The following is a 14938-nucleotide window of genomic DNA, read 5'->3' as shown; positions in this document are numbered from 1 at the left end:
TTTGGATTGCTTCACAGCTTATTGTGTTGCTAATACTTGACGATAAAAGTCATCTTTATCAGCAAAAGTTTGAAAAATTCTATCCATTTTCGTCAGTTCAAATAACATCCTGACTTGATCGCTGATCGAACAAACAAACAGTTTAGCTTTAGCAGCTCGTACCATTTGCATTGCTGATACTAAAGCACCTAAACCAGAGCTATCAATAAACTTTACTTCTTTCATATCGATTAACAAAATATCAGCGCCATTTGCCAGCATACCGCTAACTTCGCGACGTAGTTCGTTACCTCTAATACCATCTAAAATTCCCGATATTTCTAGGACTTTCACACTCAAATTCATGGTTTTGTTACCTTATTATGTAGTTATATTTTGGCATTGAATTAAGGCAAACTGCAATAGAGAAAATCTACAATTAGTTTTGTTTTAATACTTTTTGATGACTATTATTTGCGATTGCCATAAAAAAGCTAGCATCAACCCATTGCCGAGAAATTTCAAAAGCTTCAAAATAGCCGTCTTTTTGACCTAACTCACGTGCCCAGAAGCGAGACAGAACAAGTATGGCATCAAGTTGCATAAATGCTTTATTTAACTCTGATTCATAACAACCGATCGCTGCAACTTTTTCCTCAATTACAGAGGTGATATCCACAAAAAAGTTGGGTTCAAAACCGCGCAAAAAAACAGGTGGTGCTGAATACCACAAGGGTATATTTTTGCGGGTAGCAACATTAGAAACTGCGATCGCACACACTTCATGATCTCTATGCCCATATTTTTCAGGTTGTGGTGCGTGAGTAATAATCAGATCCGGTTGCCAACGCCCAAGAGCTTCTTCAGTAACTTTAATCACTACTTGTGTGGAGAAATTGCACTCCTCAAGTGCATGAAACTCGTAAGTTGCACCGATGATTTTGCCAGCTGCATCTGCTTCTTGATGACGTGTACCCTTAACAGGCGAACTAGAAAGACCACCATCAGTCAAAATTAAGCAACGAACATTCCATCCTGCTTTGGACATCAGACTGAGAGTACCAGCAGCAGGTAGAACTTCATCATCAGCATGAGCATAAATTGTTAAGACAGTTCGCTGACCAAAATTTTTTGAGTCTGAATCAGTGTTCATAGCTGTTTTTTTCTAGGCTGGATTTATAAGTCAGTAGTCATCTTCCTTCTGCTCACTCCTCTTATACCAATTTGAAAAATGATTGCGACAGATGGAAAACTGAAACACTTATCCAATGGAGATTTCACAATCCAAAATCTAAAATCTAAAATCCAAAATGGTATTACTTAACTTTTAAACCTCTTTTGGAGGCTGCCAAACAGATGCGCGGACGATCGCCCACAAAAGTAATAAATTATAAATACCCCATGCACTATTGAGCAGGTGAACATCAGGATTATTTAAATGGCCAATAGCGAATTGGTAAAGGCTCCATAACATCCCCAAAATGGTAAGGATAAAAACAACCAACTGCGGCCAAACAAGCTGGAGATAAATCCCGGATTGTCGCTGCTTAGGTGTGACTTGAAAATTGAGTTTTTGTCCTGTGAACACACTCCATACAGCTTGGATTAATAAGGGGAATAAAGCGATCGCATATTGTTCAGAACGCCATACTTCTCTAGCTGGAATGCCCCAAGTAGCTGTAAGGAAAGTCAGACGGTTAATAATAAAAGCTGGAAAAAAATGTATGGCAAAGTCAGACCCGTAGCTTCTAACTGGAACAATGTCCGTAAAAAAATAGATAATTGGACAAGAAATAAAAACCAGAGTTGCAAAACCAGAGAAATAACTATACATCGTCTTGAAATATTGCAACCTTTGCCAAAACGTTAGCCCTGATTTGGTTAGAGGATTTTCCCTCACTAGCACTTGGATAGTTCCTTGTGCCCAGCGTAACCGCTGTTTAAGAGTAGAACTGAGATCGTCTGGTGCTAAACCTTCTGCCAAAAGTTCATTGTGATAAATAGATTTCCAGCCAGCACTATGCAGACGCATGGCTGTATTCATATCTTCCGTAATGCTATTACTGGATACCCCACCAACTAAATCAAATTCATCTAAACGTTTTTCATCTTTAGCAAAATCATCAGCAAAATTTTGCAGTCCTACACTAACTAATGCCTCACGTCTGAGAATCGCATTTGTACCTGTATAAAACGCAGCATTCATGCCATCTTTGCCTTGTTGAAGTGGCCCATAAAATAAATTTGCTCGATGTCCAAAAGGATCGCCTGGAGGAATATTGTAAAAATCCTGGCGGGTCTGTACAAAAGCAATTTGATTCTGGTCGTATTTTCCGTTTAAAAGATTATAGGTGTAGAAATAAGGCAGAACTCGCTTGAGAAAATTTCGCTTGGGAATGTGGTCAGCATCTAGAGTAACAATAAAATTTCCTGACGTTTCTCCAGAAAAAATTGCATAATTGATGTTGCCTGCTTTGGCATGATGTGCAACACCAGGCGTCTTCGGACGAGCAATGTAACGAAAACGAGCCAGATCAACTAGTTCTAGTTCTTTTTTATAAATAGCTTCTTCTAAAGCTTTCCGTTCTATAATGAGGCGATCGCGTAGCGTCTTTGTCAGAGAATCGCTAATACTTTGATGAGTCGAAGGTAGCCAAAGAATCAGCGATCGCAAACTTTGCACAAATCCAACCGCAGGCTGGTTCACCACTGATTCTGATGATGTTTGCAGCCATTGTTCGGCAGCTTGAGTATTAGGTGTCAGATTTTCCAGTTGCTTCAAACGCTCTAACAATCCAGCATGTTCTGCATCAATCCGTTCCGCTTCTAGCTGTAATTGTGGGGACTGCAAATCTTCAATACACAATCTTTCTGTCATCGCTCGCATCTCAGCCGAGTTCCCATCATCCAGCACATAAACGCGTAACTTGATGGGCGGATAATCCATTGCTAAGGCAGCTTTGGCAGTTTTTTCGACAATTTCCGGCGGCTCATTGTAGCAGGTTACAAATACATCCACTGTTGGCCAGTCGGCTCTGGGTATAGGTGGGGTCATCTGGTCGAGAGACTTAATTTGTCTGACTAAAGGTCGCCACAACCCAATTACAAACATGACGCCACCGAAATAACTGTAAATCTCGGCTATCAGCAAAGGAATAGAAATCCAGAGGGCATCAAAATTGATCGAATGGGTGACGCGCCATTGCAAATACCAGATACCAAAAATTAAATTGATTTCTGCTAAATAACGAAATAACAGCGTTCTTTTTTTGAGTAATGAGCGGCTGTTACCAGGAAAGTTTGTTAGAGAAACTGAAGCCATCTTAGTACCAATAGTTAATGTATCTGCATCCTCATCAACATAAGTATTCCCTAGTTAAATTTGCGACTAACAAATTTTCTCGCTCGATCCAAAATTAGCGTTGCTGAATTGAGCTACAAATCTAGATGTAGAGACGTAGCATTGCTACATCTCTACAAGGATTTTGGATTACTAGGACTTATATAGCAATCTGATTTGATTTCTGAATTAATCCTAGGGACTAGGGACTGGGGATGGTGGGGCCCCCTCTGGGGATAAGGGGTAATGGGGACTGGGAAGAAGGAATAAAGCTGTACTGAGTTTTTTTCAAAAATCAAATATGAGTCCTATACAAAACTACAGACTGTAGGAGCAATTTTATGAATTGCTCTTACCTGAAAATCAGGGTTTTGGTTGTGTTATTTTGTGCCAGTTACTAGATGAGTCTTTTCACTATCTGAAACCCAGTAACTTCCAGAACTATCAGAAGTTAACTTGGTTTGTTGTGTGGCGCTGTTTGGTAGACCTCGCCCAGAATTTCCCTTAGTAACTGTCTGCCACCAAAGGGAGTTCATAGTAGTAATCGGACGAATTAAGGGTTGTCGATTTGTCACATTGTATAGTAGGGATTGCAAAATCATACTGTTGGTGCTGCTGGTAAAACCAACTGCCGTTTTGCCGGTGGTTTCGTAGAAGCCCTCATAAAATCCAACTAATGGATTATATAAGTCAGTCGTTCCTTCCTGTAACTGTTGACTATACTTATTGTCTGGAAGCAGGGCATTATAGGCAAAAGCTACTGCTGTACTTACCAATCGCCCCTTTGGTACTGGTTGACCATCATCTCCTAAAGCCACCCAAGACTCTCCTTGTCCAGTAATTGTACTGTGGACAGTGTAAGGTTTACGATCGATTAAGGTGGTGGCTGAGGCTGTGAGCGTGCCCGTGCGGCGGTAACGTTCAGCTTGTGCTTGAAAAATTGGTTCAAAGAGCGATCGCATTTTTGGATCTAATCCAAACTCCAATCCATAGAGTATAAAAGGATTGCTAACTGTATATTGGTTAACTTTAGAATTAGTATCTGTGCGATGGCGTTGAATTGGGACTTTCAATCCTTCCACTGAGGCAGTTTGATATTCACCTCCAATAGCAGAACGATCGAGATTAAACCCCCATAATTGAAAAGCACGAGCGGCATATTCCTCATAACCCAAGCGGATTTCGGGGTTAACGCGGGTGAGATATCGCCCATCTTCTTCTTTGGTAACGGTGGCACTGGAGAGAATACCTTCGCGCACCACACGCAAGTATGACCAATCTAGGACAATTTTATCTACGGCAGCCGTGTATTCTGGATGACAGCTTTTTAAGTTGTAAAGCGCTGCCAGCATTCTACCCAAATCTAAAGCTGACCAACCGTTTCCTTCGGGAACTGGATTACCACCATAATCGATTGGTTGGAGCGATCGCGTATCATAACTCCGACTTGGCAATTCCCCAGCAAATAACGGTAACTTTGTCAAAGCTCCTAAGAGATGGCGGGTGCGCTGGTCAAATTCTTTAGGGGTAATTGTATCGAGCGATCGCGCTGCATGGAGTGCTGCCAGATAATCTCCCAATCCCCAGAGGGTTGCACCTTTGAAATCACTGCGATCGTCTATCAGCCCACTCTTGGCGTGATAATTCGCTTGAAAGTATCGCCAAGCCGCCTCTGCATAGCGCCGTTCAACAGGCGTTAGCGATCGCTCTAGTTTCAGGTTAGATGATGACTGGGGACTATCCACTGGTGGAATAGGTGCAACAGCTACTTCTGTAGGTTTAGAAGTTGCGATCGGAGTCGTAACAGTAGAATTCGGTTGATTTACAGGTGTTGCACCAGAGGCATTTTCACTAGGTTTGCCAGTAGAATTCGGTTGATTTACAGGTGTTGCACCAGAGGCATTTTCACTAGGCTTGTTAGTAGACACACTCGTAGAAGCCGAAGCAATTAAAGGGTGATTTCCCTTAGCCTTATAGTATAAAATCTCCAAAATTAACCCATTCGTATTACCTGTTAAAGCTTTGTTGGGTTGTTTTGATTCTTCATAGATGCCAGCATAGTAACCGCTATCATCAGGACTGCGAAGATCCTTGACTGCATCAAAAACTTTTTGGGCATAAGCATTATCTGGAAATAGATAGCGCCAGCCAAAAGCAGCTTTTGTACTGAGGCTGCGAAACTGTGGGTAAGGTTGATTGGTATCGGTAATAGTTGCCCAGTTTGTACCGTTGGCGTAAACGGTGTTGTAGAGAAAATAAGGTGCTTGGTCGATATTATCTTCTGTTACCGCAGTTAACTGACCTGTGGTATCAAAACGCCGTTTTTGCACATCTAAAACCCTGGCAGCAAAATCAGCTAATTCACCTTGCAAGCCAAATTCAATCCCATCAAGGATATAAGACTCACTCACAACGTAATTATTAGCATTGGTGCTTTGAAAGTCACGGCTATCAACAGGGATTTGCACACCATTAATTTCAACTAACTTAAATGGTTCTAAAGCAATAGCTTTGGGTGCAGAGAAACCCCAAAGTTGATAACCCCTAGCACCGTATTCTTCGTAGCCGAGTCGTCCCTCTTGCACTAGTAAGGTTTTGTTGTCAGGGAGAACAGTAGCGCCGAAAAGTTGTCCATCTTTGAGCGATCGCGCCACCTGCCACTTCGCTATAATTCCTTTGAGCCAGTCATTATATTGAGGATGACAGGTACGGATGACATCAAACGCAGCCAATATTCGCCCAACATCCAAAGCAGACCAGCCAAGACCACGCTCTAGTGGATTGTTACCATAATCAACCATCTGTGCAGTGGCTGCGTTATAGACTTTATTGGGCAAAGCATCTTCAAATAACTTCAGACTGCTAAGAGTCGTCAAAAACTTATTGAGGCGGGAATCAAAGTCTGCTTGATCGGTAAGATTCAACCATCGTGCAGCATTCAATGCCATCAGGTAGTTACCCATATCCCAGAGTGTACCTGAAGGATAACCGCCAGTAGAATTGGTAAATCCCGTTGCTGGCTGATAATTTTTGACAAAATACTGCCAAGCCGCACGAGCATAAGTTTGTTCTTCAGATGTGAGCGGGGTTGTAATATTGCTACAGCTATTGGAATTTTGAGATAAGACTGGTGTCGGGATGTAAAACAAAAATTGCAGAAATGTTCCAATTAGGAACAATGCAATCCATCTCAACAGCTTTTGTTGAGGGGGTTTGTATATCATAATGCAAAGAAAGAGTTAGGACTTAGCAACGTCATAGCACATCTGTACAGCTATATTCATAAATAGAGATGTATTGAATGAGTCAAGTAGCGCTAGTAAATGATATTCGGAAAAATTCTGGAAATCAGGGTGAATTATACGGAAATTTTCTATACTGTTTCCTTAAATGGGGACTATATACGGAAGAAGTTTGTATTTTGTCCAAAAAGAGATTTTATAGAGAAAATTTATTTCTATATGTATAGATTACAAATAATTACTAACTGTAATTATTTGTAATTAACTATTTTAAATATTTCTACCGCAGAGATGCCACCTCTGCTGCCCAAGGTGAATATTGTAGATATCGCAGTAGCTATCCATTCTTCGGTAAGCACCATCGATACGTTGTTAGTCCTAATCCTGTAGAAAATCAAGATAGCGAAAATGGAAGCTGGGGCGATCGCAACTAAGATACTCAAAATTAATTTTTAGACTAAACAGTTTAGTTTAAAATAGTGATTGGTAAATTTTTGACTTACTTGTAACTAATAATTTCTTGAGAAGTTACGATGAAATCACAATCGAACTTTAGTTGAGATATTTCCTTCCCAGGCAATAAAAGCATCAAACAGCAATGCCTCTTCCGTTGAATTTTACCAATTTATAGTAAATCTCACTTAGCAAATCCCATGCCACATCGTCATTATCCTCCCGCCTACTTACGCTATCTCAAAGCCAGGTTATGGAATCTAGGGCGGCCTGGTTTTTGGGGAACTGCGATTTTTTTATCTGTAGTTGGGCTAGCAACCTGGGAATACTGGTCAAACCCAGATATTTTCGCTTATAAGCAAAAAAAACCAGTCGTTTTACAAAAGTCTGCTGATTCCTCCCTGTCAGAAGAAAACAAAGCTATTGCAGCAGATATTGATAACCTGCCAGCTTTATTTAATGACTTTGAGCAAGGAACTCTTTCATCAACGGCAAATGCGCCTGAACAACAGACTGAGGCAAAAAAGAGCAAAGGCTTATTAGATGATGTCATCAACAAACAAAAGTCTGCTAATAATACCAAATTAAATCCTGGTTTAAGTGTTAACGGCGACAGCTCCCCAGCCGCGAAAAATCCCTTTGTCCAACAAACAGACAATTTATTGCGTACTGGAACAGTTGATAGTAATAACCCGTTTCTAGGTCTTAAAACTTTTAATACGGCGTCTGAACCAACAGGGGGAGACCAAACATCTTCTAACTTGGGTGTTGGATTCACTAATCAAACCAATAAGAATCAAAATTCTCTCTCTATCGACCCTCTGCAAGCAGCGCTTAATCAATCGACAAACCAGAAATTGTCTAGCTTCAGTGGTACCACTGCAACTCAGACAAATGCTGTAGGGCAAGTTTCCGCTCCAGGAACAACCTTAATGCCACCCAGCAATAGCTTAACCAGTCAGAATTCTCTACCAAACACTGGGTTAACTACTGGGACAGGTAACACATCAACGGGTACGAACTTACCGCAAAATCCCTACAATACCTACACTAATTTAAATAACGGTCAAGTAGTCCCTAATAATGGGTTAAGTACGGGTACGAACTTACCGCAAAATCCCTACAATACCTACACTAATTTAAATAACGGTCAAGTAGTCCCTAATGTAGCACCAAGTAATACTGTACCTTACTCTAGCCAAAGTCCGAGTCAAAGTGTTGTCACACCCACAAATCCTGTAGGGTATGGGAATTATGGCTTGCAGCGACCAACCCAACTGCCACAAACTAATTATGGGAATTATGGCTTGCAGCAACCGACCCAAATACCACAAACTAATTATGGGAATAATGTGTTGCAACAACCAACTCAACTACCACAGTCTAATTATGGGAATTATGGCTTGCAACAACCTACACAACCACCACAAACTAATTATGGGAATAATGTGTTGCAGCAACCAACACAGTCTAATTCCGTATATCTTCTTCGCCAACTTCGAGACAAGTATAAAAATCCGGGTCAAAACTGATTTTAAGTACGTCGGCTAGAAAAAGTCTAGCTAGGGTGATTGTGGGCTATTTGGAATCATCGGAACTTCTGGTGTTTCGGGTTGTTGCTGTTGTCGTTGCAAATATTTACTCAATACATAAGCCATATCCCCACGGGTTACGGGTTTTAATGGAGAAATATTACCTTGAGCATCTGTATTCAGAAATCCCTCAGTAGCTACTGTCGCGATCGCTTTTCTTGCCCAAGTTGGGATAGACTTTTCATCTGGATGTGAAGCCAGAATCTCATTTACAGCGGCATCAGGAAATTGAAATACACCATAAGCCTGGGCGAAAATAGCCAGAGCTTCTGCCCTTGTCACTTTTTGGTTAGGAAAGAATTCATTACCCCGATAGCCTTTCATGATGTCAGTTTTTAGGACTGTCTGTATATCATTAAATGCCCAATAAGAACGAGGAACATCTGGAATAGTTAAATTTTCTTTGGTAACAGCTTCTCTTTTATCTAGGCGAAATGCTTTGACCATAATCGAGGCTAATTCTGCCCGACTCACTAACCTTTCGGGATAAAATTTGCCATCGGGAAAATTTGTCATCCATTTGACAGCAGTTACCTGTTGAATGGAATCAGCTGGTATTTCAGAAGTAGATTCTGGTACTTGAGCAATTGCTGGCAAGCTTTGTAGGAGTGCCATTAAAGAGAGAGTAATTGAAAGCTGACGGATCATAATAACCACTTGTAGCTGCAAACGTGAATTGAAAAAACTACGTTACTGAGGTGAACGTAAAACTTAATCTCAGTTAATTAATGACGAATTTGGGCTAGGCGATGTTGCATAGCTACGTAATACGCGAGCTGGTTTTCATCATCAAAAGAGTGGAAATCAGCAAAAACTTGTTTTTTACCTTTGATGTTTTGGCGTTATCCGCCCACTACTATGGACTATAGTCAGTTTTTCAGGAGTTTTGGGAATGACAGCAGATCCCGTAAAGTTAATGAAGCAAGAAGTTGGCAAAGCCGCCGCCGCCCTGGTCAAATCGGGTTCCATTGTCGGGTTGGGTACGGGGTCAACTACAGCATATACGATTCAGTTTTTAGGCGATCGCCTCAAGTCGGGCGAACTCAAAGATATCATTGGTATACCTACCTCGTTTCAGTCAGAAGTGCTGGCGAAGCAGTACGGTGTCCCTCTCGCCACCTTGGATGCTATTGACCGCATCGATATTGCCATTGATGGTGCAGATGAAGTCGATCCGCAAAAGAATTTGATTAAAGGCGGTGGTGCAGCACATACCCGCGAAAAAGTCGTAGACTACCTAGCAGAACAGTTCATCGTCGTGGTAGACAGTGGCAAGTTAGTAGACCGCTTAGGTTCTAGTTTTGCTGTGCCCGTGGAAGTGATTCCAATGGCAATTACCCCTGTAACCAATGCCATCAAAAAACTCGGTGGTAAACCAGAACTCCGCATGGGTGTAAAAAAAGCTGGGCCAGTAATCACTGACCAAGGAAACTTTGTCTTAGATGTCAGATTCGAATCCATCGAAGATCCAGCCGGACTAGAAAAGACATTGAATAACATTCCCGGCGTTCTGGAAAATGGTATCTTCGTTAACTGTGTCGATTTAGTTTTAATTGGCGAAGTCAAAGATGGTCAGCCATTAGTACGGCAACTGTAAAAATTTTAGATTTTGGATTTTAGATTTTAGAGATATCTAAAATCCAAAATTAAGCAAGATTCTAGTGAGTTTAAACAGAAATTTCACCAAATTCGCCAGTTGTACATCATTCATTCTGAATTCTGACTTCTGAATTCTGTTTTGACACTAAACTTTAGCCTAATTTTCTATAAAACCTCAAAAATAGCCTTAGCCCGTCTTCCGCTTTAAGCTTGCCGCACTCCCGCGCTATCATCTGAGAAAGATAAAACTGTTGCGATCGTGGGGAGGTCTTTCTCACTTCAGGAATTCCAACAACTACATCCCGTAAAATAGACAGGCAAGAACCCTGCCCGATAAAAATATGGGAAAATTTTTGGGAAATCCCTCAAAACTCAGGACTCGGTACTTATCTGCTCACTCAGGACTCAGGACTCTTTATGTTAGCAGGCACAATTTTGCAGGATGGAAAATATACCCTAATTCAAGAAATAGGGCGAGGTGGCTTTGGCATTACCTTTAAAGCTACGCATCACTACTTGGGTCAGGAGGTGGTGATGAAAACCATCAATGAACGGCTGCGACAACATCCTGATTTTGCCAAATTCGAGCGCCAATTCCAAGATGAAGCCAGACGATTAGCTACGTGTATTCACCCAAATATAGTCCGAGTTAGTGACTTTTTTGTGGAGGCTGGACTGCCTTATATGGTGATGGAATACATTCCTGGCGAAACCTTGGGAGACGCATTTGTATTACCAGGAATAACTTTGCCTGAAGCCACAGCAATTCATTACATCCGACAAATTGGGGCAGCGTTGCAGGTAGTACACAACAACGGCTTGTTACACCGCGATGTCAAACCAGATAATATTATTCTTCGTCAAGGAACGCAGGAAGTAATACTAATTGATTTTGGCATTGCCAGGGAATTTAATGGCGGTGTCAGACAGACTCACACAGGTTTGGTTTCTGAAGGTTATTCTCCGATTGAGCAGTATATGACGCAAGCGGCACGCACACCCGCTACGGATGTTTATGGTTTAGCAGCAACCTTGTATGCACTGCTGACAGCCCAAGTTCCCATGCCAGCATTATTGCGCGATCGCGAACAAATGCCTTCCCCCCGCGAACTGCAACCACATTTGAGTGCTGCTGTCAACCAAGCGGTAATGCGCGGTATGGCGGTAGAGTCTCGTTTTCGGCCAGCGACAGTTGCTGAGTGGCTGCAATTGCTACCTGGAAATGGGGTGAATGGAACACCGCAAGTTTTACCCACTTACGCAGTGCCAACTGTCAATTTATCTGCGCAGCAAGCAGTAACTTTAATTGGGAAAAGTGCCCAAAATTCTATTCATAGACCATCTGTGCTGGCGCAACCCAACCCAGGTATAGCTAAGGGAACTCTACTGGCTAAAAAGCTGGGATCATCTAAAGTATTTATTAGTATGGGTGTAGCCTTAGTTGCTGCTACAGCAGGTTTTGGGATCGCGAGTTTATTACCCAAATCTCAGCAGCAACCGACTGCCAAGCCACTTGTTGAAAAGCCAACTCAAGAATCAGGTGCGAAAGCACCTAATGTTGATAGTACATCTTCACCCAGAAGTGAAGAGACTAACACCACTTCAAGAAGCGAAAAAGCACCCGTCTCTAATTCCAAACAGCGTCGCCGCAATCGTCGTTCTTCCCAAGAAGAATCTACCAGCAGCCCTGCAAGAGAATCGCAACGCGGTGATTCCGAACAATCCACACCTTCACCTAGCGTTTCTCCTACACCCTCTTTAGTGGAGAAACTACGGGCAATCCGCTCATCTCGAAAAGCTTCCCCCGCCCCCGCACCATTGCCATTCCCACAAAATAACTTACCCGCTTCTAGTCAAAAACCTGCCTCCCCTCAACCCGTAAGTCCATCAAAACCTCTACTGATACCACCAACAGCACCAACAGAATCCAAACAATCAGATCCTTCTGCTGTGGTAGTACCAACACTAGAAAAGCAAAATTCACCGACTAATAGCCAACCCCAGAATATTCAGAAGTTCGAGGAAAAACCACAAGATGACAATAACTAGTCAATTTTGGATTTTGGTAAAGCAGCGTGGTAAGTCCGCAACCACCCTGGCTTCCAATACTTGTCGGGTTTTAGGGAAAGGGACTCATGTTAAAGGGTAAAAACCTTATATATCAAGCCTTCCAATCCTTTTCCCTTTAACCGAGCAGTATTGCGCTGACTCCTATTAACTAATTACAAATTACGAATTACGAATTACGAATTACGAATTACGAATTACGAATTATTTTAGGAAGGGTTAAGTTTATTCTTTACAACAACTTCCCCCTTCTTATTAATCTTCACCGGATTCTTGGGAAAAGCTTGATTATTCAAATAACGCATAAGTCTTACAGTTTGAAAACTCCGATCGATATGAGGGATTCCCTGCCGATCCATCCGAACGGGAATAATTTTACTTGATACCAAATTTCCTACTGAGTTGAGTTTGACTTCTAAAATCATGGAGTCACCTGTTTGGGCATTTGTAGATAAAGTCCGATATCCCAAAAAGTTTCCTAAAGAATAGGCAATGATTTTTCCCTGATAAATTTCCATCGCTCTGGGAACGTGAGGGCCATGTCCTAGAACTAAGTCTGCTCCTGCATCAATCATGTTTCGAGCAAACGCGATCGCATTACCTCGGTTTTCTCCATAAAAAAACTCTGTTTGATTCTTAACGTGTAGTGCCCCCGTTCCTTCCGCTCCAGCGTGCATCGATACTACTACAATATTGGCTTTATTTTTGGCTTCTGCCACGAGTGCTTTAGCTGCTTTTAAATTATGGATGGAGTTATACATTTCATAAGGAGAAAATCCGATCATTGCCACAGGGATATTGTTAGCTTCCAAATAAAGAATTTGATTTTTATGACCTAATGTTGCAATGCCTACAGCCTGAAGATTTTTCATTGTATCTTTGAACCCTACCGGGCCAAAGTCCATAGCATGGTTATTTGCCATATTGAACACATTAAAACCAGCCTCAGCAAAAAGCTGGGCGTATGCAGGTGGAGAGCGAAAGGCAAAGACTTGTCCTCGACTAATATCTTTGGCAGTATAGGGATAATTAGTTAGACTACTTTCAAAATTTCCAAACAAGATATCAGATCCTTGCAAGTGAGTTCTCACTGACTTTGGTAATAATTGATCTCGAAAGCGAGGTAATCTATAGTTAGGGAAATTAGTGCCGGGAATAATATCTCCAACGGCTTTGATAGTAATAGTATTTGGAAAGGTTTGTTGTTGTATTTTTGATGGGGTAAGTTCAGGAATAGCTAATGGAAACTGCATTGTCTTAGTCGGCATAGTAGCAGCGTTTAATCGCTGTGATTGACCAAGCCGGATAATGACTCCTATACTAATACCCAGATATAAAGAAATACCGATCAGACTAAATGAGAATACTCGCCCCAAGCTGCGATCTACCACCGTTCACTCCTCACACGATGGCATTAGTTTATCCCAAAAATATGCGTTAACGGTGTATATTTTAGGGTTTTTGGCAAATATTTGACTGCGTAAATATTGAGCGATAATCCTATCTAACTTGCAAATAAACAGACAAGTTGTTCAATATCCTTGCTAAAGGTAGGCAAATTTCAGCCACATTGTAGTAAATTTTCAGTAATCTTTTGAACGGAGAGGGGGGGATTCGAACCCCCGTTGGGTTTCCCCAAAACGCATTTCGAGTGCGTCACCATGAACCGCTCGGACACCTCTCCAACTATTTATTCAGACATTTGAGTATCTATTCTACATTCAAATGCTGTAAATTTAGGAAAATCTTGCTGGACTCCCTATACTACTATAGCATTATCGCTTTTTTTGCGTAATGCAATCTTCCAAGAACACCAACGGCAAATTAAGGTCTGTAGACATCGAAAAAGACATCACGAGATTCATGTTACTTAGATTAGCATGGCTTAAAAATAACAGTCCTCGTATTATTCTGTGAAATATTTTTTAATCAGCATCCTCTGATCTCAACTACTCCAATAAAAGCGTAGCCGTAAGGCTTGTCGTCAGACATCGCACTCTCGTTAATCCTTGCCTTCTATCGCTTAAACTACTGCTGTATCTGCTTTCTACACTTTAACTCTTTTGTTAAGAAAGATGTGACTAATGCATAGATCCCGAAACTAAAAATCCCACCAATCAAAAGGTGGGATGAGTTAAGTATTGAATTGGTTACAGGGACAGGCAGAGCAAAAATCTTAAATCTCTACTGTACTTAGATATTTATTACCTTATTTTTTCAGTACCAGTACAGACAGCAAAAATCACACTAATTAGAATGATTGAAGTGCTTCTGTTTCACTGTCATAAGTCTCAAAAACCGTTATGAGTTGGGTTATCATCAGAATATCGTGAACTTTCGGGGGAAGATTTGTTAATTTAAGTTTCCCACCCTGGTTAGTTGTTGCAGTATAACTTGATACTAGTTCACCTATTCCAGAAGAGTCTATTGTAGTCACTCCGCTTAAATCGAGCAAAATCTTTTTAGCACCATCTGCAAGTGCGCTTCTGATAGATTCGCGAAGGGTTACATCACCTTCGCCAATTGTCACTTTGCCTTTTACATCTAAAATAGTCACGTCTTTCACAGTTCTTGTTTCTATTGACATAGTTATGCTTCGTTAATAGTGTTGTTTTACAAGAACTTATCACGCCCGAAAAATCGTTACAAGGACAGTTAAGACAGAT

11 protein-coding genes and 1 tRNA gene are annotated in these 14938 nt (G+C 41.4%); 3 read left to right on the top strand and 9 right to left on the bottom strand.

The features are described 5' to 3' along the window. Positions 1 to 18: 18 nt before the first annotated feature. The 5 genes from RMZ42_RS16670 to RMZ42_RS16650 all read right to left on the bottom strand — a co-directional run bounded on the left by RMZ42_RS16670 (position 19) and on the right by RMZ42_RS16650 (position 7004). Positions 19 to 345 carry an STAS domain-containing protein gene (locus RMZ42_RS16670; protein WP_322672423.1) on the bottom strand — a complete coding sequence of 109 codons (327 nt, stop codon included), beginning with the start codon at positions 343 to 345 and terminating at the stop codon, positions 19 to 21. Between the two features lie 73 nt (positions 346 to 418). Next, entirely contained in the window at positions 419 to 1132 is a 714-nt protein-coding gene (locus tag RMZ42_RS16665; RefSeq protein WP_322672422.1) for a PIG-L deacetylase family protein, read from the bottom strand. Between the two features lie 174 nt (positions 1133 to 1306). Continuing rightward, complete coding sequence (locus tag RMZ42_RS16660; protein ID WP_322672421.1) at positions 1307 to 3301, bottom strand: glycosyltransferase; 1995 nt, start codon at positions 3299 to 3301, stop codon at positions 1307 to 1309. 398 nt (positions 3302 to 3699) lie between these two features. Continuing rightward, positions 3700 to 6543, bottom strand: coding sequence for a DUF3131 domain-containing protein (locus RMZ42_RS16655; protein ID WP_322672420.1), 2844 nt, complete (start codon positions 6541 to 6543; stop codon positions 3700 to 3702). A 269-nt stretch (positions 6544 to 6812) separates the two neighbouring features. Beyond that, a complete protein-coding gene (locus tag RMZ42_RS16650) occupies positions 6813 to 7004 on the bottom strand; it encodes a hypothetical protein (RefSeq protein ID WP_322672419.1) in 192 nt (63 codons plus the stop codon). A 210-nt stretch (positions 7005 to 7214) separates the two neighbouring features. Between RMZ42_RS16650 and RMZ42_RS16645 the strand changes: the two genes are divergently transcribed. Continuing rightward, positions 7215 to 8546 carry a hypothetical protein gene (locus RMZ42_RS16645; protein ID WP_322672418.1) on the top strand — a complete coding sequence of 444 codons (1332 nt, stop codon included), beginning with the start codon at positions 7215 to 7217 and terminating at the stop codon, positions 8544 to 8546. 30 nt (positions 8547 to 8576) lie between these two features. Here RMZ42_RS16645 and RMZ42_RS16640 read toward each other — a convergent pair whose 3' ends face one another. Continuing rightward, positions 8577 to 9254 (bottom strand): S-layer homology domain-containing protein, encoded by a 678-nt coding sequence (locus tag RMZ42_RS16640; protein WP_322672417.1) that lies wholly within the window; start codon positions 9252 to 9254, stop codon positions 8577 to 8579. A 238-nt stretch (positions 9255 to 9492) separates the two neighbouring features. Between RMZ42_RS16640 and rpiA the strand changes: the two genes are divergently transcribed. Beyond that, a complete protein-coding gene (gene rpiA, locus RMZ42_RS16635) occupies positions 9493 to 10203 on the top strand; it encodes a ribose-5-phosphate isomerase RpiA (RefSeq protein WP_322672416.1) in 711 nt (236 codons plus the stop codon). 419 nt (positions 10204 to 10622) lie between these two features. Next, positions 10623 to 12254: a serine/threonine protein kinase gene (locus RMZ42_RS16630; RefSeq protein ID WP_322672415.1), complete on the top strand. Its 1632-nt coding sequence runs from the start codon at positions 10623 to 10625 to the stop codon at positions 12252 to 12254. A 227-nt stretch (positions 12255 to 12481) separates the two neighbouring features. On the opposite strand, the gene RMZ42_RS16625 is transcribed toward RMZ42_RS16630, so the two are convergent. From RMZ42_RS16625 to RMZ42_RS16615, 3 genes are all read right to left on the bottom strand, one after another. After that, positions 12482 to 13663, bottom strand: coding sequence for a CapA family protein (locus RMZ42_RS16625; protein WP_322672414.1), 1182 nt, complete (start codon positions 13661 to 13663; stop codon positions 12482 to 12484). A 208-nt stretch (positions 13664 to 13871) separates the two neighbouring features. Next, positions 13872 to 13956: transfer RNA gene (locus RMZ42_RS16620), tRNA-Ser, on the bottom strand. Between the two features lie 567 nt (positions 13957 to 14523). Continuing rightward, positions 14524 to 14859 (bottom strand): STAS domain-containing protein, encoded by a 336-nt coding sequence (locus tag RMZ42_RS16615; RefSeq protein ID WP_322672413.1) that lies wholly within the window; start codon positions 14857 to 14859, stop codon positions 14524 to 14526. Between the last annotated feature and the right edge of the window lie 79 nt (positions 14860 to 14938).

Origin of the sequence: Nostoc sp. DedQUE05 (assembly GCF_034530955.1) — a bacterium.
In the GTDB taxonomy this organism is placed as follows: Bacteria; Cyanobacteriota; Cyanobacteriia; order Cyanobacteriales; family Nostocaceae; genus Nostoc.
Note: the sequence above shows the minus strand (reverse complement) of the source record. Positions and strands in the feature narration are given on the sequence as shown.